We start from the raw sequence: 23096 nt of genomic DNA, 5'->3' as shown, positions 1-23096 counted from the left end.
CTCAGGGGAGCATATCCACGAAGTCCCGCCGAATGCGGCTTTCTTCGCTGTCGTCCATGTTTCGAAGATTCACTTCACGCCTGATCATTCGGAGTTCGTCGACGTCATCTTCGTCCCTTGGTTTCGGTATTACCCGAGTCAGGAGGCTGATGCGCGACCGCCAACCGATACCGAACTTGCGCTCCTCGAGGAGCTCCAATTCGTATTCATCTCCGATCAAGCTGTTTTCCGTCTCGACCAATTCACCCGTGACGAGATTCTCGGCAAAGTGCTGAAAGACATAGACTCTGGAATAAGTTCCCCGCTTGAGATGATAATCGATCTCAGGGGCACGAATCTTGAAGTTCGTGTTTGAACAGGTCGCTTCTCGCAGAATCACCGCCGGAAGTGGAGAGGGAATCACAAAATAAGCGCCTTCGTCCTTGTGCTCCCGAATAAAGTCCAAGAACCAGTCCGTTTCGCGATAGGCCAGGTATCGCTCGGTCGGATAGGATCGAGCCGAAATCGGGAGCGCCACGAAGAAGAAGAAGACCGCACTCACAGAGACGAATCCGCTCCAGACCGTTTGCGAAGGTTTGAAATCCATCAGTACGAACGGAACCGTCAAGGCCATCAACAGCATGAGAGGTAATGCCAGACGCGATACTTCATACTGATCGATCTGTCCCCAGTGATAACACATCAGGAGAAGGAAGTTGGCCAGAATCACCACTCCAAAAAGGAGCAGGACCAGATGGGCGGCCGGGAGGTCATGTAAATGCAAGGCCCGGCGCAAGAAAAAGAGCCCGAAGAACACCAGTGCGACCACGCCGGTGAAAGAAAGCAGGATTGAGTTCGACTGAAGCGGCGTGAACTCGAAGAGGAAGGCAACCGCGTGCGACAAATTGCCCGGTAGGAATTCCAGACTGAACGGGCTCTCCAGATGAGCCGGGAGTTGCCAGAAGGTCTTGTAGGCCTGAAAGATCGAGTTAAGCAGCGGATACGGCACCAGAAGAAGGGGCGCACACAGGATGGGCACGGTCAGCTTGATGGATCGCATCCGAAGCCACCCAATGGCGATGATCAACCCAACAGGGACAATGAATAGAACGGATTCATAACGGGTCTGAGCCAACAGGATTCCCGACATCAGCAGGAAGTTCAGCGAAGCCGCATCGTTGCGCTGAAGGTAACTGACTGCCGCCAGCATGGTGATTGTGATCATGCAGAGATTCAGGATCTCGAATCCTCCCCCCGTGGCATTGATGGCGAGGAGGGGCAAGCCCGCCAGGAGCAGGACCGCCAAACGTCCTCCGTACCGATTGGTCAGACGAGCGGTCAAAGCACCGACCAGACCGAGGAGTACAACGGTCAGGACCGCGTTCAGGAAAAAGGCATTCTCCGGCCGATAGCCCGTAAGATCGTGCAACCCCGACAACAGGAACGCGAAGAAATAAGGGCGTTTGTCAATGACGCCACCGAAGACCAGATCGGCACCGTCAAAATTATGAATCTGCAAGGGACAGAAGACTTCCCGATCCATGTGCATGCTCATCGACGTGGCCTCTAGAACCAGCTCATCCATGATGATCTTGAATCCATGCGGTTCGTGTATCTGCAACAGGATGCCGGCCGCGATGACCATAAGCCATCGGATCCAGTCCATCGATTCAGTCGCTTCGCCCAGCCGAACCGCCCGCAGATACTGGACAACCGAGAGGGCGAACAGACCGACCGTTGCCGCCATCACCCAATAGCCGCCTTTGCGAATAACAGTGACGGCCTCCTCTGGCGACAGGGAGAAAAACCCAATCCATATCGCCAAAACGGCGGACAAGAGAAGCAAGACCCGGTAAGGCCATCGTTGTGGTAGGAATCCCATAGAAAGAAAAAGACCGCCCAACGACATTGGGCGGTCTTGAATTGAGACTGAAGTCTAAACTTGGAGCTAGAGCTCGTAGTTCACACCGTCAGCCGAGATACGGGTATCCGTTGCATTGAGCGTGCCCGGATAGGTCTCGTTGCGGACCGCATTGATCGACTTGATGTACTTGTCGGTCTGGGTGCCAACGAGATTGGCACTGCTGACCGATGTCACACCCGCCTCCAGGAAGTACTGCTGGGCAGCAGCACTCAACTGGCGAAGGTTGTTCAGGATCGTCTTGTCCTGGGAGGTCTTGCGAACCTTCTGGAAGGCCGGGATGGCCATCGCAGCCAGGAGTCCGATGATCACGACCACGATCATGATCTCAACGAGGGTAAAGCCCTTCTTGGATGTGTTTCTATTATGCATAATACTCGAGTATTTTGATGTTGTGTGTTTTGAGCACTAGTTGCTCCCCCCTGTAATCGGTTCCTTGAGGGGGCCCTCAAGCCGCCTTGAGGTTAAAGGTTCGTAAATGGAATCCGATTCATGGAGGAAAAGACCTATTCGACTGGAGGAAGTTGACATTCCGACCGAGTTCCATGACTCAAAAGTATCGTTTCCGGCACGGCATCGGCTGTGTTATTCATGAATTGAAACCATCGGCACCCATGCGATTTCGCCTGAGTCTTTTTCTCGCTGTCTTCTTTGCCGCCCAATTGGCCGCGGAGACCCGTCTGGTGCTCAAGAACGGCGACTTCCTCACCGGCAACGTATCCCGGGTTGAGGATGGCGTGATTCATTTCGAATCGGATGTGCTCGGCCACCTCCTGATCCCCGCCACGGACGCCGTCATCGAAGGGACCGACGCCTCCGCACAGGAGGCGACCGTTGAAAGCGCTGACCCGCAGGTTGCAGAGGCCACACCCACTCCCCAGAATCCGGAGCCGGCCACACAATCGACCGACGAGTCGACCGACCGACTGCACCCTCCGCCTCCTCCCTGGAAGAAGAACATTGAGTTCGGAATGACCCTTCAATCAGGGAGAAAGGACAAGATGGACGTATCCGGACGATTCACCGCCCAACGGAACATAAGGGAGGATCAGTACCGCCTCTACGCACGGCGCCTCTATGGCGAGACCAAATCCGAAAAGTCCACCGACCTCTTCGATTCCAGCTTCCGGTGGCGTCGTGACATGTCGCCACGGGTTTTCACCCAGGCCTTGACGGCCTACAGTTTTGACCAGATCAAGGACATCCACCACGACTTCTCACAGGGTGTGGGCGTCGGCCGGAAGATCTACAACCTGGACACGCTGAGCGTGTCGATGGGCGGTGGCGCCACGGCCCGATATCGAGACGAAAACGGAGATCCGCCTGTCTGGAACTACATGGTCGATGCCTTTCAGGACATGGACTATGCGATCAACGATGTCTTCAAGGTCACCCAGGACGCCAGTATCCTGATCGAGCCCGAGGATCCCGACAATTACACGCTCCGGCTCAACGCAGCTCTGATCGGCAAGATCAGCCAGACGGTCAGCCTGTCGATGCGCTACGAATACGAGTTCGACAATTCGCTCAGCGTCGAGAATCGACTGAGCCAGCGCATCATCACTTCGCTGGGATACCTGTTCTGAAGTGATTCGCGGTTCTGCCGCGGATGACCCCCGGACGGTCCGAAGTCAGCTCCCATTCAAAAGGCCGCGGCTGAGCCTTGGCCGCTCCGACCTCCTGCAACGACATCTGACCCTCAGGCCTTCTTTCCGGCCGTCTTCTTCGTGGCTGCTGTTTTCCTCGCTGGAGTCTTCTTTGCGGTCACGGGTTTACCGACGGCCGCCTTTTTTGCGGGAGTCTTTTTCACTGCTGTTTTCCTATTGGCCGCAGCCTTCTTAACCGGGGCCTTCCTTGGGGATTTCGTCGCGGTCTTCTTGACCGCCACCGGTTCCAGGGCCGCCGGATCCACGAGGGCCGCATCCTTCCAGAGCGTCTCCAGACGATAATGATTGCGGGTCTCCTCGGTGAAGAGGTGAACCATCACATCGAACGCGTCGATGACCGTCCATCCGCTGCCCGCTTCCGCGTCGACACCAATCACCTGGACCCGCGCCTCCTTGAGCGCCTTGTCGAGCTCGTTGCGCATCGCCCGCATGTGGGGATCCGAGGTCGCTGTCGCGATGATGAAGAAGTCCGTAATGCTCGATTTCTCCCGGACATCCAGAACCAGCAGGTTCCCCGCTTTCCTGTCGTCAAGCACGTCTGTGCAGAGCTTGAGCAGTTTCCGTTTTTCCGGAGCGATTTCGATCTTCTTAAGAGGCATAATACATGACGGACTTCATCTTTCAGCGATACAGATGGAGGTTCTTGATCAAGGTTGCAACCCCTTCGGGCAGGAGAAATCGAACGGACCGCCCCTCCCGGATCCTTTCCCTGACCTCACTGGAGCTGACCGAAAACGTGTGGGCTTGGACCGCGTGAAACCGGGTGCCCTCGGGCATGCCGCCGGAATCCCAGACAAACCCCGGTCGGGCCAGGATGATGAATTCCAGCTGCCGCACCAGGTCATCAACCCGATGCCAATCCTTCAGGCTGGCCGCCTGATCAGCTCCGATGATCCAGTAGAAACGAGTTTCCGGAAGCAGTCTTCGAAGCTCCTCAACGGTATCGATGGTGAAACTGATCCCTCCCCGGTCGTATTCCAGGGTGGAAAGTCCGAATCGACTTTCGCCTTCCAGCGCCCGCTCGAGCAGGGCAAGCCGATCCTTGTCGGAAGCCACCGGAGAGCGATCCTTCAGCGGCGACCGCGCCGCCGGGATGAAGAGAACCCGATCGAGCCCGACCGCCTCCATTGCGTCCTGCGCCGCGATCAGGTGCCCGAGGTGAACCGGGTCGAAGCTGCCGCCCATCAATCCGATTTTCTCCTCAGACATGGTCGGTCAAAGCGTCAGTATTCAGGTTGGAATCAATGATTCCCGAGAGCGAATACCTCCCAGGGATGCGGTCAATGGCAAACACTGAGGAGGTGCCTGACACGCAGATGTGCGCTTGTCCCGGCAAATCATCCATGCATGATCAACGCTGGTCCCGTACCAACAAAGCCCGGATGGCGGAATCGGTAGACGCAGCGGACTTAAAATCCGCTGACCGCAAGGTCGTGGGGGTTCGAGTCCCCCTCCGGGCAGGGACAGATTCCGCAAGAGATCCGAGGTCGGCGGTCAGGAATCAGATCCGGATTCTTCGGCAAGATGACACCAGGTAGAGAAGAAGGCGCTGTGTCCTGCAGGCCGGACTCCCGCTCATGAGTCATGACACCACATCCACTCTTCCCATTTCCCCGGCTTCCCGTCACCATTTTCAACCGTGAAAGCCCTTGTCCTGACCGAATACAAGAAACTCGTCGTCACCGAAGTCCCGGAGCCGGTGCCCGGTCCGGGCGAGGTGCTGATTGAGGTCGCCGCCTGCGGGATCTGCGGCAGCGACATCCATGGTTACGACGGCAATTCCGGTCGCCGCCTGCCCCCGATCATCATGGGGCACGAATGTGCGGGGACCATCGCAGCCCTCGGAAAGGGAACCACCGGTTGGGCCGTCGGCGATCGCGTGACCATGGACTCGATGCTCTTCTGCGGTCGTTGCCCCTACTGCACGAGCGGGCATACGAATCTCTGCGAAAGCCGGCAGGTCCTGGGGGTCTCCTGCCCCGAGTTCCGCAAGGAGGGAGCCTTTGCCCGGTTCGTCACCGTGCCCGCCTCGGTGCTGGTCGCCCTCCCCGACCATCTTCCCTTCGAGCAGGCGGCCTTTGCTGAGCCCCTTGCGGTCTCCCTGCATGCCGTTCGTCTGGTCGACCCCAAGCCCGGATCCACCGCCGTGGTGGTCGGCGCAGGCATGATCGGTCTGTTGGTGATTCAGGTCGCCCGCGCGGTCGGTTGCTCCAGGGTCATCGCCGTGGACCTCGATCGTGACCGTCTCGAGCTGGCTCGATCTCTGGGGGCTTCCCACGTGCTCAATCCCGCAGACGGAGGAACGGTCGAGGCGATTCTTGCGCTCACTGACGGAAAGGGCGCCGAATGTGCCTTCGAAGCGGTCGGACACACCAACCCACTCAGAACGGCGATCGGCTCCGTCCGCAAAGGAGGCCGGGTCGGGCTGATCGGCAATCTCTCCGCCACCACCGAGTTTCCGCTGCAGCAGGTCGTCACCCGGGAAATCACCCTCTTCGGATCCTGCGCCTGTGCCGGGGAGTTCCCGGAAGCGGTCAGGATGATCGCCGAAGGCACCGTCTCGGTCGCCTCGCTGATCACGGACCGGGGCCGGCTTGAGGATGGTCCCGGCTTTTTCGACCGTCTCTACCGCCACGAGCCCGGTCACCTCAAAGTCATCCTTTCCCCCAATGCCTGAACAAGCCAGAACCGCCGTCATCACCGGCTCCGGAAGCGGGGTCGGCCGCGCCATCGCAGTCCGCCTTGCCGACGAGGGCTGGGACCTGGCCCTGATCGGCCGGACCCAAACCCGGCTCGGTGAAACCATCGGCCTCTGCCGCAAGAGCACAAATCGGATTCGTGCCTATACCTGTGATGTCGGCGATGCCGCCTCCGTGGCCATCGCGGCCGGACAGATCCTGGGGGATTTCCAAAGGGTCGACGCCGTGATCAACGCCGCCGGCGAGAACATCCCGAATCGTTCGCTCGAGGTTCTTTCGGCAGCCGACTTTGAGCGCGTCATCCGGACCAACCTGAACGGCAGCTTTCTGACCATTCGCGAGTTCCTGCCCCGGATGCGCAGCCAAGGCAGCGGAACCGTCATCAATATCGTCTCCGACGTCGGCCTGGCCGCCAACCCCAAGGCCGGCACCGCCTACGTCGCCTCCAAGTTCGGACAGGGGGCGCTCATCCAGTCCATCAATCAGGAAGAGCAGGTCCACGGGATACGCGCCTGCGCGATCTTCCCCGGCGACATCAATACCCCGCTCCTCGACAAACGCGCACATCCACCTCCCGTCGAGGCCCGCGAGCAGATGCTCCAGCCAGAGGACCTCGCCGAGTGCGCTTCCCTCGTCCTCAACCTGCCTGCCCGTGCCGTGGTTGAACAGATTGTGATGCGGCCAAGGTTTCCCAAAACAACCTGATCCCGTTCCGTTTCGCGCCTCCTGAGGACAACGCGCCGGCAAAGCAACGCGGCTTCAGAAAAGGGCACACAAAGGTGAGCCTCTTGAAAAGAGCCTGGATGATCGGAGACGGTCATCGTTGAATTATCCGAAGAACCCCAAGTTCTCGATTCCTGATTCGCCCGGATTCGTATAGAGTGCCGGGGAACCTTCCTCCAACATGAACATTCTGGATACCTTTCGACTCGACGGGAAAGTCGCCCTGGTGACCGGAGCCGGTCGCGGCATCGGTCGCACCTGCGCTCTCGCGCTCGCCCAGGCCGGCGCCGACGTCGCCTGCATTGACCTGGACGCTGAAACCGCCGGATCGACCGCGGACGAGATTCTTGCACTGGGGCGCCGCTCACTCCCACTCACCTGTGACGTGACGGATAGTGCGGCCGTCAATACGGCGTTTGCCGAAGTCGCCCGCACCCTCGGGAGACTGGACATCGCTTTCAACAACGCCGGCATCTGCAACCACGCACCCGCCGAAGAGATGACCGATGAACAATGGGCAGCGGTCATGAGCGTGAATCTCAATGCCGTCTTCTATGGTTCCCGCGCTGCCGGACGCATCATGCTCAGCCAGGGCACGGGGGGCCGGATCATCAATACGGCCTCGATGTCCGGGCAGATCGTCAATCACCCGCAGCCCCAGTGCGCCTACAACGCCTCCAAGGCCGGCGTCATCCAGCTGACCCGCTCCCTCGCGACCGAGTGGGCGCCCCGGCAGATCACGGTCAACTCGATCAGCCCCGGGTATACCGGGACGGAGATGACCCTGGCGGTGAAGCAGTATCATGACGACTGGCGTCGGGACACCCCGATGGGACGCCTGGCCGAGCCGCGGGAAATCTGTGGAGCCGTCGTCTTTCTCGCGTCGCCCGCGGCGAGCTTCATCACCGGCCATGACCTCGTCATAGACGGGGGATTCACCTGCTGGTGACCATCGGTGCGGGGCCGGCAATATGATTTTGAACAGGAGAAAACAAACCTCATGCGGTATCACGAACACCGGAAGCCACCCGAGACCTTCGCCTCGGCCTGCTCCCTCAACCGACCTTCCAGAGGTAGCGGCACTTGCGGAGCTCACCCATCTTGTGGATCTCGTGATCCGGCGGAACGTCGACGGTATCCACGTAGGTTGCCCCAATCCATTCGCAGATCTTTCGCGAGGGCCAGTTCTCCGGGTTGGTCGTGATCCACAACCGGTCGAGATTGTGCCTCAAGGCCAAGGCCCTGAGCAGCAGGGCCGCTTTGCCGGAATACTTGTGTCCCCGATACACCTCGTGAATGGAATAGCCGATATGACCGGCATATAGTCGGATCGATTCGGTGTTCCCAATCCGCAGTGAGATCCGTCCCACTTCCGCCAGATCCTTGCTCCGGGTGATGGCAAAGTGATAACAGGGAACCCAATCCCTCTCGGGATCCTCCGGACTCACCGAGGTCAGGAGCAACGATACCTCGATCCCGTTGACGACCTCTCCGACCTTGAGTGCGGCGTCGAAGAAAGTGGTCACGATCGGCGGGCGGTTTGAGGGTTGGGTCGAACGGGCGGCATCAGAAGGCGATGGCAGAGATCCTTCTGCTTCGTCGATCCCACCTCGTCAATCCCATGTCTCCCGACCGGTCGATGTTTACCGGACAATCACAGCGGAACGATCCCCGGGGATCCACCATTCCCGGAGAGCATCCGCCAAATGAACCCCGGCTCCGGCCGTCCATGGATAGTCTTGCGTTTGAACGTACGATAACTTGAGAAACCGCCTTTCGGCCCATAAGCTTCCATGATTCCTTAGCCATGCGCCCCTTTCTGCCACTAATGCGAAGTTTATTTGCCGCTCTCCTCGTCACGGGATTCGCCTCCGCCCTTATCGCTCAATCCGTTCCGGAGAACGGAATCTCTGTCATCGGCAGCGCCGACCCGGTCGATGCCATGTCCTTTCGGACGGGCAGCAGCGGCGGTCAACCGATCGCCGCGCGGTCCGTGGTCGAGGTGGATGGCCAGTCCTTTTCCCGCGCCCTGCGGATCGAGGTGACCCACCCCGGGACCAATTTCTGGGATTCCGCCCTGACCCAGGGATCCACCGCTGCCGTGGCCAAAGATGACGTCGCCCTTTTCCATGCCTTCGTCCGCAAGATCAGCTCTGATGACGAGACGGGGCTTGTCACCATGCAGGTCTACGTCGAGGGAAATGCCTCCTTCAACTACTCGAAATCGCTGAGCACAGCCATCTCGGCCGGTGAGGAGTGGACCGAGATCTTCCTGCCATTCACGTTCAACAACGATTACCCGAGCGGCACTCTCAGCCTGAACCTCGGCTTCGGTCAGACCGGCAAGACCATGACGATGGAGATAGCCGGGATCGAATTGCTCAACTACGCCAAGACCAGGACCCTCAACGAAATGCCCCGCACGGCGATCACCTACCCGGGCCGGGAGGCAGACGCGCCGTGGCGGGCCGAGGCCGCTGCCAGGATCGAACAATACCGCAAGGGGGACCTGACGATCAAAGTCATCGACGCGGACGGGAATCCTGTTCCGGACGCGGCGGTCTCAGTCGACATGCTGCGGCACAGGTTCAGCTTCAGCACCGCCGTAACGGCTGAACTCCTGACCGCAACGGGGTCCGACGCCGACATTTACCGTGAAACAATCCTCGAGTACTTCAACTCGGTCGGAACGGAAAACGACCTGAAGTGGCCGCCATGGGAAGGGGACTGGGGATCCTCCTTCAACCAGGCACAGACCCTTCAGGCATTGCGGTGGATCCAGGAGAACGATCTGTTTGTCCGGGGACATGTTCTCGTCTGGCCCGGCGAGAACAATCTGCCCAACAGCATCAAGGACCTGCTTCCCTCCCGTGACCCATCCGTGCCCCAACGTGTCCTCGACCACATCGATGACATCACCCAGGCCACCAGGGATTTCGTCCAGGAATGGGACGTGCTCAACGAACCCTACGACAACCGGATCCTGATGGATTTCTACGGGGACCACGTGATGGTCGACTGGTTCGAACAGGCACGGATGAATCTGCCGGAGGCCGACCTCTATATCAACGACTACTCCATTCTCAGCTCACGCGGCCGCGACACCGCCCACCAGCAGCGCCTGGAAGATGTCGTTCAGTACCTGGTGGACAACGGGGCACCGATCACCGGCATCGGATTCCAGGGTCACTTCGGCGACGCTCCGACCGAGCCCACCAAACTCTGGGAAGTACTTCAGCGCTACTCGACCGCCTTTCCCGAACTCAAATTCAAGATCACCGAGTTCGACATCGGCACGGAAGACCGCGAATACCAGACCGACTATACCCGGGATTTCATGACCCTGGTCTTCAGCCACCCGCAGATGGAAGGCCTGCAGTTCTGGGGGTTCTGGGAAGGACGGCATTGGCGCCCCGGTTCCGCCATGTTCAACCTGGACTGGACGGAGAAACCCTTTGCCGCCGTCTATCGGGATCTCGTTTTCAACCAATGGTGGACCAATCTCGCGGGAACCTCCAACAGCAACGGCCTCTTCACCGGTCGCACCTTTTTCGGGCGCCACCGTGTCACCGTTGAACACGACGGCTTCACCTCCGAACTCGAGATCGATTTCGCCCCCGGCGCCGGCGGGATCAAGGTCCGCCTCGACACCCCGCCGCAGTCCTCCCCTCCTCCCATCTCAAGGCAACCACAGAGCCAACGGGCGGAACCCGGCGGAACCGCCCGGTTCAACGTCGAGGCCCATGATCCGGATGCGACCTATCAGTGGTTTCATGACGGCACCCCGGTCGGTGAAGACGACCCTCTGCTCGAGATTACGGCTGTATCGGAGGGCGACGCCGGGATCTATTGGGTCGACGTGACCGACGGGTCCGGCACCGTTTCGAGCCGACAGACGCTTCTTGCGGTCAAACCCCCTCCCTACGACGGCGACCGCCTCAGCAATATCTCCACCCGGGGCCAGGTCCTGACCAATGCCAAGATCATGATTGCGGGTTTTGTCCTGGCCGGAACCGAACCCAAGGAAATCCTGCTGCGGGCGGTTGGCCCGACCCTCGGCGATTTCGGCGTCGGCAATGCCCTGGCTGATCCGGTAGTGGAGCTCATCAAGCGGACTCCTCAGGGCGAAGTAACGGTCAGCCGGAACGAAGCCTGGGAAGACGGCCAGGACCCGGAGACGATCCGTGAGACGTCGACCCGGGTCGGCGCGTTTCAACTGCCTTCCGGCGCCCGCGATGCCGTCATTCACGTCAATCTAGGTCCGGGCGCCTATACCGCCAAGGTCTCCGGCAGGGACAACCTGACCGGGGTTTCCCTCGTCGAGGTCTACGACGCCGACGGAACCTCCGCAGCCCTCCCGCTGAGCGACGTCACCAATATCTCCACCCGGGGGGAAGTCGGCACCGGCGCCCGGGTATTGATCGCCGGATTTGTCGTGACGGGCGATGCCCCCAAACAGGTCCTGATCCGGGGGGTCGGTCCGGGCCTGGCCGCATTCGGGGTGCCCGGGACTCTGGTGGACCCAGAGCTCACTCTCTTGAAGAAACTGCCCGACCAGACCGAGGAAACGGTTGCCCGGAATGACGACTGGTCACTGGCGCCGGACCCCGACGCACTCGCGACCGCCGGTTCCTCCGTCGGTGCCTTCGCCCTCGATAAGGGGAGTTGGGATTCGGCTCTCCTCGTCTGGCTTGAGCCCGGCGTCTACACCGCCCGGATGGCGGGAGCCGACGGCGGAACCGGGGTCGGACTGGTCGAGGTGTATGCCGTCGATTGAGTTCCGGGCGAACCATTCTGCACCCTCAAGACATCAAAAACGCTATGCGCACCATGACCCCATTGAAAACCACCCTGATCCTCGCGACGATTGTCGCATTCGGCATCCGTTCAGAAGCACAGGAGGCGGCTCAACCCACCCCTCTGCCTTCGGGTGGTGTTTCCCTGATCGGATCCTCCGACCCGATCGACAGCATGACCTTCCGGGAGAGGCCAACCTCCGGTGGAGAGACGATCGCCCGCCGCTCCGTAGTACCCGTTGCGGACCGCCCGTTTGACCGGGCCTTCCGCATCGAGGTATTCAACCCCGGCAAACGCTTCTACGATGCCAATATCGGTGCGGTCGGCGAGATGCCGGTCCGGAAAGGGGACGTCGCCCTCGTCCGTTTCCAGTTGCGCAAGATCCGATCCGACGACGAAAGCGGGCTTGTCTCGGTCAACGTCTATGTCGAGGGTCCGGGCCCGAGATTCTCCAAGTCTATCAATACGGCCGTTTCCGCCGGTGATGAGTGGCGCGAGTTCTTCCTGCCCTTCAGCTTCAATGACGACTACCCGGCCGGACAGGTTTTCCTCTTCCTGAGCTTCGGACAGACCGGCAAACCGATGACCATGGAGATCGGCGGAGTCGAACTCATCCACTACGGCGATCACCGATCGATCTCCGAACTGCCCCGGACCCGGGTCACCTATGCCGGATCCGAGCCCGATGCGCCCTGGAGAGCGGAGGCGGACGCCCGGATCGAGGCTTACCGCAAGGGGGATTTTCGTATTCGCTTATTGGATTCAAACGGAGACGCGGTCGAAGGCGCCGCCGTCCGGGTCGAGATGCTCCGACATGCCTTCAGGTTCGCCTCGGTGGCACAGGCCGCCCGGATCATGGGCACGACCGAAGACGACCGGATCTACCGGGAGAAACTGCTCGAGCTCTTCAATGCCTCCGGCCCGGAGAATGACACCAAATGGGGAGCCTGGGTCGGTGAGTGGGCCAGGGTCGGAAACTATTCGCAGGCCCAGACTCTCGACGCACTGGCCTGGATGTCGAATCACGGTCTTTACCTGCGCGGCCATGTCCTTGTCTGGCCGGGCAAACGGAATCTGCCAAGGCTGATCAACGACCTGCTTCCCGATAGGGATCCCTCGGTCCCGGAAAGGGTTCTCGACCACATTGATGAAATCACCCGGGCCACAAAGCCCTTCATCAACGAGTGGGATGTCCTCAACGAACCGTACGACAACCATGATCTCATGGATATCTATGGGAAGGGCATCATGATTGACTGGTTCAACCGCGCCCGGGCCAATCTGCCGACCGCCGAACTCTATATCAATGATTATGCCATCCTCAGCGACCGGGGCCGCAACGCCGAACACCAGCAGCACCTCGAAGACACCGTCCACTACCTGATCGAAAACGGAGCACCCGTCACCGGGATAGGCATGCAGGGTCACATCGGCGAGGCACCCACCGAACCCGTGCAGCTGTGGAAAGTCCTCGATCGCTTTGCGACCGCCTTCCCGGATCTCAAGATCATGATCACGGAATTCGACCTCAACTCCTCGGATGAGGATTTCCAGGCCGACTATACCCGCGATTTCATGACCATGGTCTTCAGCCATCCCAACGTGGTGAGTATTCAGAACTGGGGTTTCTGGGAAGGTGCCCATTGGCTGCCAAAAAGCGCGTTCTACCGCTTCGATTGGTCGGAAAAGCCCAATCTTCTCGCCTACCGCGACCTCGTCTTCAACCGCTGGTGGACTTCGGAAACCGGTCTGACCGGAAGTGACGGGAAGTTCGCCGGCCGCGGCTTTCTCGGCCGCCATCGCGTCACCGTGACCTTGGGAAACCAGACCGCGGAAGCGGAGTTTGAGCTGACCAGGGAAAGTGGCGAGATCACGGTGGTGCTGCCAGCCGAGTGATAGGTCAGAGATGAACCGTAGGAGAGGCTTTACGCCTCGATTGAATGAAGGATCGAGGCGTAAAGCCTCTCCTACCATCGACCCAATGAAAATCCCTCTCCTTCTCACCGCCCTCACCCTCGTCGCCCACCCCGCGTGGGCCGTCCTCAAACCTTTTCAGATTGCCTGGGACGATGCCTCTCCCGGGGTCACCAGTCTCGCCGGCTGGCAGGATGACCCGGCCGGCGAATCGGGCTGGGTGACCGTCGATGGCAAGGGACATTTCGACGTCGGCGGTGAACGCATCCGTTTTCTCGGAGTCAATATCGGAGCCAGCGACGCCTTCCCGGCACATGCCGTCGCCGAAAAAGTCGCCGCCCGTCTCGCCCGGTTCGGAATCAACAACGTCCGTTTCCACCATATGGACGCCAATTGGGGCAGCCCGACGCTGATCGATTATGCCCAGACCACCACCCGGAATCTTCATCCCGACCGCCTGGACAGACTCCATTACTTCATCAGCGAGCTGAAGAAGAACGGGGTCTATTCCAATATCAATCTGCTCGTCTCACACGATCATCGGGCGGCCGACGGACTGCCCGCCGAGATCGACCAGATGGAGTGGAAGGACAAGCAGGTCCTGAGTTTCTTCAACGACACAATGGTGGACCTGCAGAAGGAATACGCGACCAAACTGCTCGGCTCGACCAACCCCCACACCGGCCTGCGCCTCGCCGATGATCCCGCCGTCGCATTCGTGGAGATCCTCAATGAAAACGGCGCCATCCAGAACTGGTTCGGGGGCCTTCTCGATTCCATGCCGGAGGTGTTTCGCACCGAACTGAACACCCGATGGAACACCTGGCTCCAGGCCCGTTTTTCCTCAACCGCCGATCTCCTCGGATCCTGGGGACATCGCAGCGAACCCCTGGGGGCCAACAAGCTGATCAACGGCGACTTTGCCTCCGGGACCTCTCCATGGAACCTCGAGGTCCATGACGTCGCTCAACGCACCGCGACGACGACCAGCGACTTCAACGGCCAGCCTTCGCTCAAGGTCGTCGTCACCCGGCCCGGGGGCGCGGGCTGGCATGTCCAGATCAACCAGAGCAACAAATCGCTCGAGGCAGGAAAGATCTACACGGTGAGTTTCTGGGCCAGGTCCGATCAGCCCGTCAATCTGGGAGTGGGTATTCAACGGGCCCATACGGACTACGCCGGTCTCGGGTTCAGCCTGACGGCCGAACTGAACGATCAGTGGCAGCAGTTCACCTCCGTCTTTGAATCGACGATCGACGAAGGCAACGCCCGTCTCAATTTCAACAACTTCGGCAACCAGCTGGTCACGGTCTGGCTGGCCGATGTCAGATGGACCGAGGGAGGCGAAATAGGCGGTCTTCCCGAAGGTGTCACCCTCGAGGCGGGCAATATCGCCTCCATCCCCCTCGCCTCCCCGGAGGGTGGTGATACCCTCGCGGCCCGGCGCGACTGGGTGCGCTTCCTCGTCGATCTGGAGAACCGTTACTGGGAGGAAATGCGCCACCACATCAAGGAGACGATCGGCTACCAGGGTCTCGTCTTCGGGACCATCATCTCAAACAGCCCTCCCAACGTGCAGGCCCGGCTCGACGTGGTTGACTCCCACGCCTACTGGCAGCACCCCGAGTTTCCGGGAATCCCCTGGGATGCCGACAATTGGACGATCAACAACGTCTCCATGGTCAACAGCCCGGGCGGCAGCACCATTGGCGGCCTCGCCCGTCAACGGGTCAAAGGGAAACCCCACACCGTGACCGAGTACCAGCACCCGTCGCCCAATACCTATTCCTCGGAAACCCCGCTGCTTATTGCCGCGTATGGCGCGCTCCAGGACTGGGATGGGATCTGGCTCTTCGATTATGGCACCGGCCAGGACGAGTACGTCGCCGGCTTCTTTGATCAGGCCCATCACCCGACCAAGATGGTCAATACCCTGCTGGCAGCCGCTCTATTTCGGCGCTTCGATGTCCGCCCGGCCCGCAAAGCGTACACCATGCCACTTACCCCTGAGAGCGAAATCGAGATGGTGACCACCAGGGGATCGGCCTGGAGGGTCGGGGACGGATCCAGCCTCGGGGTGCCGGCCGAACTGGCCGCCGTCAGTCGACTAAGCCTGGACGTGGGCGGGGACGCCACCGGATTGTCCGCGCCACCCGACGCGCCTTCCGGCAACATCCTTGAGTCCGATACCGGGGAACTCGTCTGGGACACCAGCCGCGGCAACCGCGGGGTCGTCACGGTCAATACCGATCGCAGCAAAGCGGTCATTGGTTTCATCGACGGGCGGTCCTTTGCCCTTGGCAATGTGACCATAGTCCCGGGAACGACTGCGCAGGACTGGGCCACGGTCGGCCTCACCTTGGTGGAGGGTGAACGCTTCGACGACCCGGCCGGCGGCCGGGCCCTGCTCGTCACCACCGGCTTGATCGAGAATACCGGCATGATCTGGAAGGACGCATCCAGGACCTCCGTCGGGCGCAATTGGGGACGTGCACCGACCCTCGTGGAGATGGTGCCGCTGACCCTCACCCTTCCGGTCACACCCGACCGGGTGCGGCTATTCAGCCTCGACTCGAGCGGCAACCGCATCGACGAAAGGGTCGTCACCGGGGCCGATGAAAAAGCGACGATCGAGATCGACTCTGCATCAAACACCCTCTGGCACGAAATCGTAATCAGTCCCGGTCAGCCGGTCGCCCCACGGATCACGACGCAGCCACAGTCACTGACCGTGGCCCTCGGGGAGACAATCGAATTGTCCTCCGAGGTTTCCGGATATCCAGAACCCGCCGTCACCTGGTTTCACAATGGGGCGCAAATCGGAACGGGACCAACCCTGACCCTTCCCGGTGCCGGTTCCGCCGATGCGGGCGACTATCAGGCCACCGTGACCAATCAGGCGGGCACCCTATCGACCCGGGTCGTCCAGGTGGATGTCCGCAGTCTGCCTTCCAAACTTGAAGTCCTCAGCAATATCGCAACCCGCGGTCGGGTTGCAGGCGGTGAAAACGTGATGATCGCCGGCTTCGTGGTCGAAGGAACGGGCTCCCGCGATCTGCTCCTCCGTGCAGTGGGGCCGAGCATGGCCCAGTTCAATCTGGCGGATCTGTTGACGGATCCGAGACTCGATCTGTTCGATCAGGCGGATCCCAAGGTCGTCATGCAGTCGAACGACAACTGGATCCCGTCCGAAGTTGCCGAGCCCACCCAACGGACCGGCGCTTTCACCCTGACGGCAGACGCGGACGCCGCCATGACGGTCATCCTTGAGCAGGGCGTCTACACCGCCAGGATTTCCGGAGTCGGGGGGACGTCCGGCGTCTCCCTCGTCGAGATCTACGATGCCACGGCTGACACCGGGGTGACCGATACCCGCCTGGCGAATCTCTCCACCCGCGGCCGGGTGGAAACCGGCGCCTCCATCCTGATCGGAGGGTTCGTGATCAAGGGTGAAGTTCCGAAGAAGATCCTTATTCGCGGGATCGGACCCGGACTCGGAACATTCGGGGTCCGGGGAGTCCTCGACGACCCGGTCCTCGACCTTTTCAAGCAGGAAAACGGCAAAGCCCTCCTCATCGCGACCAATGACAACTGGGCGTCCAATCCGGATCCTCTACGTATCCAGGAAGCTACGACGACGGCCGGCGGTTTTCCCCTCCCGGCCGACGGCCTTGATGCCGCCCTCCTGCTCTGGCTGGAACCCGGTGTCTTTACCGCCAAGGTTTCCGGTCATCCCGGGGAAACCGGCGTCGCCCTCGTCGAGGTCTACGGACTCTGAACCGACTCGCTGTAGAACCGGATGGTGCGTGGCGCCGCCTGAGTTCCCTCAGACTCCCAGGCTAGTCAGCCGTGGGAACCCCCTTGACGAGGATCTCGACCTTATTCCCGTGACCCCGGGTGATCACCGGATAGGTGGTGTCCGAGGTGAATCGCAACTGTTCCTCCACGGTGATCCGGGCCCGCACCGCGTAGGTGTGTCGCTCGTCGATCGTGCCCGGGTCGTAGAGCAGCTCGAAGGGAAAGGGCGGACTTCCCGGGTCCTCTTTTCGATAGGTTGCGATCTGCCTGGCCGGCACATCCGCCAGGGAAACGTCCTCGAGAGTCACCTCGAGCACCGACCCGGGGCGCAGCATCATTCTCTCCCGGTAAACGACCGTACCGGAAACCACGGCCTTTGCTGCGGAAGGAGCCACCACAAACGCTGCGGCAACTGATTCGCCTTCCGAGAATTCAAGCCGCCCGTCGGCGATCCGCCACCCGGTCTGCCCGACGAGTGCCGCCAGAAACGCCTGCTCCAGGTCCATCGCCTCAGGAGGACCGGCCATCATGGTCGATCGCATCGGTCCAAACTCGATTGAATCGCCCCTGACCGTGTAGCTGCCCCCGTACTGGTTCACCCCACTGTTGCCGGCAACCATCCCGGTCTCGTCATCGAAGCGGAGCGTGGGTGTCTTCAGAGACGTTCCCGCTTCGAACGGCTTCCCGTTCAATTCGACCAGAATCCAGTCCGTATTTTCAAGCATGGCCGTGGCTTCCTCCGAAGCCGGAGTTGTCGCCTTTGCCGAACGCCCTCCGCCGCAAGCCGCCAGAAAAACCGTGAGAAACGCCGCCGGGAGCAACGCAAGGTGTCGGAAAGGTGTCTTATTCATGCAGGGTCTTCAATTGCCTATTCATGCAGACTTATCAAGCAAACCACGCTCCCTCAGTGGGACGCACCAGGGCACGTCCGCAGGCCCGTCGAGCCACCGTCCACCAATGAAGCCAGAGTCGGGTGAACGTGATTTCGGCGGTGGAGTTCCCATTCCACGAAGCGATGGCCGGGCCGGTTCAGACAGTCGGTCAGAATCGTCCACAACCCGCAAGACCAGGGTTGCTCCCACCACCGATTCGGGCCATATTTCCGGAAGACAAACCAAAGTCCCGGCGGCTGCCCCGGCGGCCGCCTTCCTTCCATGAAACCTCGACCCATTCTCTTCATCAAAGACGGCTGCCCCTGGTGCCGCGAAGCGCTTTCCTTTTTCTCCGAACAGGGAATTGAGGTCGACGTTCAGGACGTCAACGAAAGTGCCTCCGCCTACCAGCGGATGATTTCCGTCAGCGATCAAACCAATACCCCAACCTTCGAATTCGGCGACTTCGTCGTGGCCGATTTTGACGTCGAAGAATTCGTGGACGAGCTCGATCAGCGACCGGATGTCAAGGAAGCCCTCGGCCTGACCATGGTCGACGAAGACGATTATTGAGGAACCGGTCGCTGCCGGCCGACTCCAGGCAGGAGCCCTCCCACCCCGGCCCTGGAGATCGGAGCGGACTGCCTGAAGCCGTCCCGACGAGGCGACAACCCGGGGAAGCAGGGACTCAGGAAAGGTGAACGTCTCAGTTCGAATCTCTCCGTTTCTTCCTGTTCACGATTCAAAGGCTGTCGGAGGGGCTGGACGGGGGCGGGTGAAAATCCTTCTGGATGAAATAACGATTTCATGGGTTATTTTCAAATTTCGCTTGCCACTTCGTTCACTTGATTTCAACTGATCCGCATAGTGGAAAAGACCCACCCGAAGCCCACCATTCTCGATGTCGCCGCCGATGCCCAAGTCGCGGTCGGAACCGTGTCCCGGGTCCTGAACACGCCCAATGCCGTCGGTCCCAAAATCCGCAAGCGCGTCCAGGAGTCGATCGACCGCCTCAATTATCGCCCGCTCCGTCGGCGTCAGAAGCCTTCCTCAAGCAATGGTCAGTCGATGCGGCGGCGAAACAATATCGGCGTCATCCTCCTCGGGATGGACGACTCGCTCGCCCATCTCCCGGTCATTTCCGAAGCCATTCACGGAGTCGAGCTGGCGGTGACTTCCGTCAATGTGAACCTGATGCTCTCGAACATCCCGGACGCTCAGCGCATACCCGCTTTTCTGGAACGGAACCAGGTGGACGGCCTCATCATCAAGAGTCCCCTGCTCGGAGATCTCCGCACCTGCGCCTCGTCTGCACTCCTCGAGAAAATCGAACGCCTGCCTCATGTCTGGTTGCTCGGGCGTCCCGAAGGAGCGAAGGGGGATCTGGTCGGCTGCGATAACAATGCCGGGGGCCGGATGGCCGCCGAATACCTCCACCGCAAGGGTCACCAGCGGGTTGCCTTCATGCACCCCCGGGCCGGTCAGACCCGCGCCGAAAACCTGAAAGCCTCATTCACCGCCGTGGCGACCCGGCTGGGAATGACGGTTCAGATGTTTGAAAAAAACATTGAGGGCGAGGTCCACTGGCCTCTTCCGGCCATCACCCGACCGACCGACGTCCTCCCTCTGCTCGAGGCTCTCCTCGCTCTGCCCAAATCCAAGCGACCCACCGCGGTGCTCACGCCGGCCGACAGCATCGCGGTGCAGATCTACGCCGCCATGCAACAGAAGGGACTCAGGGTGGGCGAAGATCTGAGCATCCTCTCTTTCAATCATGAACGACCGCTCGTCCTGGGTCTTTCACCAGCCCTGACCACGATCGACGTCCGGGCCGAAGCCATCGGGCGGCGAGCGGTCGACCAGATCCGCTGGCGACTTGACCACCCGATCGACGATATCCCGACCCGCATCCTGGTAGAACCTCGACTGGTCGAAGGCGCGTCGGTCCTCAGCCTGTCCTCCTGATCCCTCCCCGTCGGAACCGTCTCCTCCGAAACCCATAAACCCAGTCCCCATGGCCAACCACGCGCGCCTGCCCGGATCCGCACTCCGGCAACGATTTTCGAAGACCGCCTCGGTCACGTTGATAGCCCTCGCCCTCTTTGTCCCGTCCCTAAGATCCGAATCCGCACGTCCCGGTCCCGATTCGCAGCCGGTTGATCAGACCCTGTATGACAGGATCATCCATGTGGACGGAGCCCACGGAACAGACATCACCGGTGACGGCTCGATGAAGAATCCGGTGGCTTCGATCGTGGCGGCACTCGAAAAGGCGGGTGCCCCCTCGGCTGACAAACGGGTGGCGATCTTCGTCAGCCAGGGCGTCTACACCCAACCAACTTTTGTGCTGAAAGCCCATGTTGACCTGTTTGGCGGGTATGCGACTCCGGGTGGTGAGCGGGACATCTGGGGGACACCCAGCATCCTGGATGGAGAAGACCAGCGGCGTATCCTGCTCGGCGCCGACCATGCCCGGCTCGACGGCTTCCATCTGATCCGGGGCCGGGTTCGGGGCAAGGGGGCCGCGCTCCTCTGCGACGCCACCTCGCCCGTGATCACCAACTGTGTTTTCCGCGCCAACCGCACGCTGATTCCCGAAAACTGGGATCCCGCCCTCATTCATGAAACCGGCAATGACGGGGGGGCCGTCATGATCCTGAACGGTTCCCGGGCCCGCATTGAGAACTGCGTCTTTTTTCAGAACACGACCGAATGTGGACGGGGCGGTGCCCTGTCGGTGGACCGTGCCGCCCATCCGCGCATCACTCACAATGTCTTCGCGAACAATCGGGCCGGTCTCGACGACCCCATGCGGAGCAGCGATGGCGGTGCCGTTTCGTTCTTCGACTGGTCCGACGGGGAGTTTGTCGGCAACTTGGTCATCAACAACGAAGCGCTGGCCAGCAACGATGCCGGAGGGGTCTTCGTCGCACTCTGGTCCGCGCCGCTCATCTCCGACAATATCGTGGTCGGCAATGTTTCCGGTGACGACGCCGGTGGACTCTTCATCGGCGGGCAGGAGCACCGGTATGACACCCCCCTCGATCCCTACCCTCCGGCGGACGAATTCGAGGTGATCGTCGAACGGAACATCCTGGCGGGCAACTCCAATTCGTCCCGCAACTCGGGCGCCACCCGGATCACCATGGAATCCCGTGTCCGGCTGACCGACAATATCGTGGCCGGCAACGCCGGCGGGCTCTACCTCCAGCGATCCGAAGTCATCGCCACCCGCAACACGGTCTGGCAGGATTGGCGCTTTGTCGAGGACAAGGAGACCCTCGGTCCCAGCGTATTTACGGGAAACATACTCCTGGGACCGGCCGGCCCCATGGAGGCCAATGCCACCTTCATTGACAACAGGGTCGACGCCGACGTTCCGGGCACGGGCAACCGGCCGGTCGAAGACATCTTCGAAAATGATAGCGTAGCCGGCGAGATCACCACCGACCATTTCGATTCTTCGTCGCTCACCACCGTTCTCGATCTGAAAGAACCTCTGCCTGAAGGCGTCGACTTCACCAACCGCATCGTCTCCGTCGACAAAGGCCGGTGGTCGGTCGTCAAGTCGGCCACGCCCTCGCAACTGGTGCTATGGGGACGTCTTCGGATCAGCACGACCGGTTACGACGAATTCGAGATTCTCCGTACCTTCACCCCCCGGCAGGATGCACCTCCGGGAATCGGGGCGGGCGCACCATCACGACAACACCGCAACCCGACCCAGCCATGAAGAAGCTTCCATCGATGCTCCTCGCCGCCCTCCTCGTCGGCCCGATGCTGGCGGCCGAGAGCGGCGAATACACCGGCCCCAAGAGGATCAACAAGGCGATTGAACTCCTCGAAGCCGGTCAGCCGGTCTACTACACCTACGGAGTCAGGGGAGGCGACGAGCCGCGCAACCTGGAAGAAGCCCATGCCCTGGGCAAGTCCCTCTCGAAGACCTGGGCGGACATCATCATGTATGACATGGAACATGCGCCCCTCGATTTCGCGCTTCTCCGTTCCTTCATGCTGGGACTGGTCGAGGGAGGACCGACTCCCAGCGGTCACCGCACCCCGGCCGTCATCGTCACCCTCCCGGTCCTCGGACTCGACGAGGAGAACGTGAAGGCGAACGGGTGGATGATCCAGCAGGCACTGGCCACCGGGATTCACGGTATTCATCTCTGCCGCGCCCGTGATCCCGAAGCCGTGCGCGAGTTCGTCCGCACCGCCCGCTATCCGTTCCACAAGGAAGGTGTCGGCGATGGCCTGGACGAAGGGCTGCGCGGCATGGGCAGCCATCTTTTTGCGTCCGGAATCTGGGGCATCGACAAAGAGGACTATTTCCGACGCGCCGACCCATGGCCGCTCAACCCGGACGGCGAGATCCTGCTCGGGGTCAAAATCGAAGACCCCCACGCCCTCCGCAACTGCGAATCCACCCTTAGGGTGCCCGGTCTGGCCTTCGCCGAATCCGGACCCCGTGACATGGGTCTTTCCTACGGCTATCTGGAAGGGCGGGCCGATCCTCCCCTGCCGCCCGAAGTCATCGCGGCCAGCGAGCGGGTCCTGGCGGCCGCCAACGCAGCCGGAGTGGTGTTTCTCGACAATATCCTCCCTGACAACGTGATCGAACGCCTCGAATGGGGTGTCATGATCGGCGCCGGCGGCAAGGAGGAGGCCGCAGAAATCGGGCGCCGCCAAACCGGGCGGACAATGCCCTGGAAATAGACTGCCTCGC

17 protein-coding genes and 1 tRNA gene are annotated in these 23096 nt (G+C 60.8%); 12 read left to right on the top strand and 6 right to left on the bottom strand.

The features are described 5' to 3' along the window. Window position 1: 1 nt before the first annotated feature. Together R3F07_02075 and R3F07_02070 are read right to left on the bottom strand one after the other, a co-directional pair. Complete coding sequence (locus tag R3F07_02075) at window positions 2-1804, bottom strand: glycosyltransferase family 39 protein (GenBank protein ID MEZ5275151.1); 1803 nt, start codon at window positions 1802-1804, stop codon at window positions 2-4. Window positions 1805-1927: 123 nt separating this feature from the next. Beyond that, entirely contained in the window at window positions 1928-2272 is a 345-nt protein-coding gene (locus tag R3F07_02070; GenBank protein MEZ5275150.1) for a prepilin-type N-terminal cleavage/methylation domain-containing protein, read from the bottom strand. A 242-nt stretch (window positions 2273-2514) separates the two neighbouring features. Between R3F07_02070 and R3F07_02065 the strand changes: the two genes are divergently transcribed. After that, a complete protein-coding gene (locus R3F07_02065) occupies window positions 2515-3486 on the top strand; it encodes a DUF481 domain-containing protein (GenBank protein ID MEZ5275149.1) in 972 nt (323 codons plus the stop codon). A 113-nt stretch (window positions 3487-3599) separates the two neighbouring features. Here R3F07_02065 and rsfS read toward each other — a convergent pair whose 3' ends face one another. Together rsfS and nadD are read right to left on the bottom strand one after the other, a co-directional pair. Further along, on the bottom strand, window positions 3600-4166 hold the full coding sequence (gene rsfS / locus R3F07_02060) for a ribosome silencing factor (protein MEZ5275148.1): 567 nt from the start codon (window positions 4164-4166) through the stop codon (window positions 3600-3602). 22 nt (window positions 4167-4188) lie between these two features. Beyond that, window positions 4189-4776 (bottom strand): nicotinate-nucleotide adenylyltransferase, encoded by a 588-nt coding sequence (gene nadD, locus R3F07_02055; GenBank protein ID MEZ5275147.1) that lies wholly within the window; start codon window positions 4774-4776, stop codon window positions 4189-4191. A gap of 167 nt (window positions 4777-4943) precedes the next feature. On the opposite strand from nadD, the gene R3F07_02050 reads away from it, so the two are divergent. The 4 genes from R3F07_02050 to R3F07_02035 all read left to right on the top strand — a co-directional run bounded on the left by R3F07_02050 (window position 4944) and on the right by R3F07_02035 (window position 7938). Then, window positions 4944-5027 (top strand) — tRNA-Leu (locus tag R3F07_02050). 179 nt (window positions 5028-5206) lie between these two features. Then, entirely contained in the window at window positions 5207-6244 is a 1038-nt protein-coding gene (locus R3F07_02045; GenBank protein ID MEZ5275146.1) for a galactitol-1-phosphate 5-dehydrogenase, read from the top strand. Further along, a complete protein-coding gene (locus tag R3F07_02040; GenBank protein MEZ5275145.1) occupies window positions 6237-6971 on the top strand; it encodes an SDR family oxidoreductase in 735 nt (244 codons plus the stop codon). Before R3F07_02045 ends, R3F07_02040 begins: the two co-directional genes overlap by 8 nt. A 199-nt stretch (window positions 6972-7170) precedes the next feature. Beyond that, window positions 7171-7938 (top strand): SDR family oxidoreductase, encoded by a 768-nt coding sequence (locus R3F07_02035; protein ID MEZ5275144.1) that lies wholly within the window; start codon window positions 7171-7173, stop codon window positions 7936-7938. Window positions 7939-8044: 106 nt separating this feature from the next. Here R3F07_02035 and R3F07_02030 read toward each other — a convergent pair whose 3' ends face one another. Continuing rightward, window positions 8045-8515, bottom strand: coding sequence for a GNAT family N-acetyltransferase (locus tag R3F07_02030; protein MEZ5275143.1), 471 nt, complete (start codon window positions 8513-8515; stop codon window positions 8045-8047). A gap of 302 nt (window positions 8516-8817) precedes the next feature. On the opposite strand from R3F07_02030, the gene R3F07_02025 reads away from it, so the two are divergent. The 3 genes from R3F07_02025 to R3F07_02015 all read left to right on the top strand — a co-directional run bounded on the left by R3F07_02025 (window position 8818) and on the right by R3F07_02015 (window position 17478). Further along, window positions 8818-11766: an endo-1,4-beta-xylanase gene (locus R3F07_02025; protein ID MEZ5275142.1), complete on the top strand. Its 2949-nt coding sequence runs from the start codon at window positions 8818-8820 to the stop codon at window positions 11764-11766. 53 nt (window positions 11767-11819) lie between these two features. After that, a complete protein-coding gene (locus tag R3F07_02020; GenBank protein ID MEZ5275141.1) occupies window positions 11820-13682 on the top strand; it encodes an endo-1,4-beta-xylanase in 1863 nt (620 codons plus the stop codon). An 85-nt stretch (window positions 13683-13767) separates the two neighbouring features. Further along, window positions 13768-17478 carry a carbohydrate binding domain-containing protein gene (locus R3F07_02015; protein ID MEZ5275140.1) on the top strand — a complete coding sequence of 1237 codons (3711 nt, stop codon included), beginning with the start codon at window positions 13768-13770 and terminating at the stop codon, window positions 17476-17478. 61 nt (window positions 17479-17539) lie between these two features. Here R3F07_02015 and R3F07_02010 read toward each other — a convergent pair whose 3' ends face one another. Continuing rightward, complete coding sequence (locus R3F07_02010) at window positions 17540-18349, bottom strand: YbaY family lipoprotein (protein ID MEZ5275139.1); 810 nt, start codon at window positions 18347-18349, stop codon at window positions 17540-17542. Between the two features lie 303 nt (window positions 18350-18652). On the opposite strand from R3F07_02010, the gene R3F07_02005 reads away from it, so the two are divergent. From R3F07_02005 to R3F07_01990, 4 genes are all read left to right on the top strand, one after another. Then, window positions 18653-18943 carry a glutaredoxin family protein gene (locus R3F07_02005; GenBank protein MEZ5275138.1) on the top strand — a complete coding sequence of 97 codons (291 nt, stop codon included), beginning with the start codon at window positions 18653-18655 and terminating at the stop codon, window positions 18941-18943. A gap of 294 nt (window positions 18944-19237) precedes the next feature. After that, window positions 19238-20335 carry a LacI family DNA-binding transcriptional regulator gene (locus R3F07_02000; GenBank protein MEZ5275137.1) on the top strand — a complete coding sequence of 366 codons (1098 nt, stop codon included), beginning with the start codon at window positions 19238-19240 and terminating at the stop codon, window positions 20333-20335. Between the two features lie 49 nt (window positions 20336-20384). Beyond that, window positions 20385-22103, top strand: a complete 1719-nt coding sequence (locus R3F07_01995; GenBank protein ID MEZ5275136.1) for a right-handed parallel beta-helix repeat-containing protein — start codon at window positions 20385-20387, stop codon at window positions 22101-22103. Continuing rightward, complete coding sequence (locus R3F07_01990; protein MEZ5275135.1) at window positions 22100-23086, top strand: aldolase/citrate lyase family protein; 987 nt, start codon at window positions 22100-22102, stop codon at window positions 23084-23086. The genes R3F07_01995 and R3F07_01990 overlap by 4 nt, the downstream gene beginning before the upstream one ends. The last annotated feature ends 10 nt before the right edge of the window (window positions 23087-23096 follow it).

It is taken from the genome of Opitutaceae bacterium (assembly GCA_041395105.1).
GTDB lineage: Bacteria > Verrucomicrobiota > Verrucomicrobiia > Opitutales > Opitutaceae > B12-G4.
This window is presented reverse-complemented; position numbering and strand designations above follow the sequence as displayed.

What these genes read in the sequence shown, in the direction of transcription:
- R3F07_02070 (MEZ5275150.1), bottom strand. Translation starts at nt 2,272, where the DNA reads ATGCATAATAGAAACACATCCAAGAAGGGCTTTACCCTCGTTGAGATC.
- R3F07_02065 (MEZ5275149.1), top strand. Translation starts at nt 2,515, where the DNA reads ATGCGATTTCGCCTGAGTCTTTTTCTCGCTGTCTTCTTTGCCGCCCAA.
- rsfS (MEZ5275148.1), bottom strand. Translation starts at nt 4,166, where the DNA reads ATGCCTCTTAAGAAGATCGAAATCGCTCCGGAAAAACGGAAACTGCTC.
- nadD (MEZ5275147.1), bottom strand. Translation starts at nt 4,776, where the DNA reads ATGTCTGAGGAGAAAATCGGATTGATGGGCGGCAGCTTCGACCCGGTT.
- R3F07_02040 (MEZ5275145.1), top strand. Translation starts at nt 6,237, where the DNA reads ATGCCTGAACAAGCCAGAACCGCCGTCATCACCGGCTCCGGAAGCGGG.
- R3F07_02035 (MEZ5275144.1), top strand. Translation starts at nt 7,171, where the DNA reads ATGAACATTCTGGATACCTTTCGACTCGACGGGAAAGTCGCCCTGGTG.
- R3F07_02025 (MEZ5275142.1), top strand. Translation starts at nt 8,818, where the DNA reads ATGCGAAGTTTATTTGCCGCTCTCCTCGTCACGGGATTCGCCTCCGCC.
- R3F07_02020 (MEZ5275141.1), top strand. Translation starts at nt 11,820, where the DNA reads ATGACCCCATTGAAAACCACCCTGATCCTCGCGACGATTGTCGCATTC.
- R3F07_02015 (MEZ5275140.1), top strand. Translation starts at nt 13,768, where the DNA reads ATGAAAATCCCTCTCCTTCTCACCGCCCTCACCCTCGTCGCCCACCCC.
- R3F07_02010 (MEZ5275139.1), bottom strand. Translation starts at nt 18,349, where the DNA reads ATGAATAAGACACCTTTCCGACACCTTGCGTTGCTCCCGGCGGCGTTT.
- R3F07_02005 (MEZ5275138.1), top strand. Translation starts at nt 18,653, where the DNA reads ATGAAACCTCGACCCATTCTCTTCATCAAAGACGGCTGCCCCTGGTGC.
- R3F07_01995 (MEZ5275136.1), top strand. Translation starts at nt 20,385, where the DNA reads ATGGCCAACCACGCGCGCCTGCCCGGATCCGCACTCCGGCAACGATTT.
- R3F07_01990 (MEZ5275135.1), top strand. Translation starts at nt 22,100, where the DNA reads ATGAAGAAGCTTCCATCGATGCTCCTCGCCGCCCTCCTCGTCGGCCCG.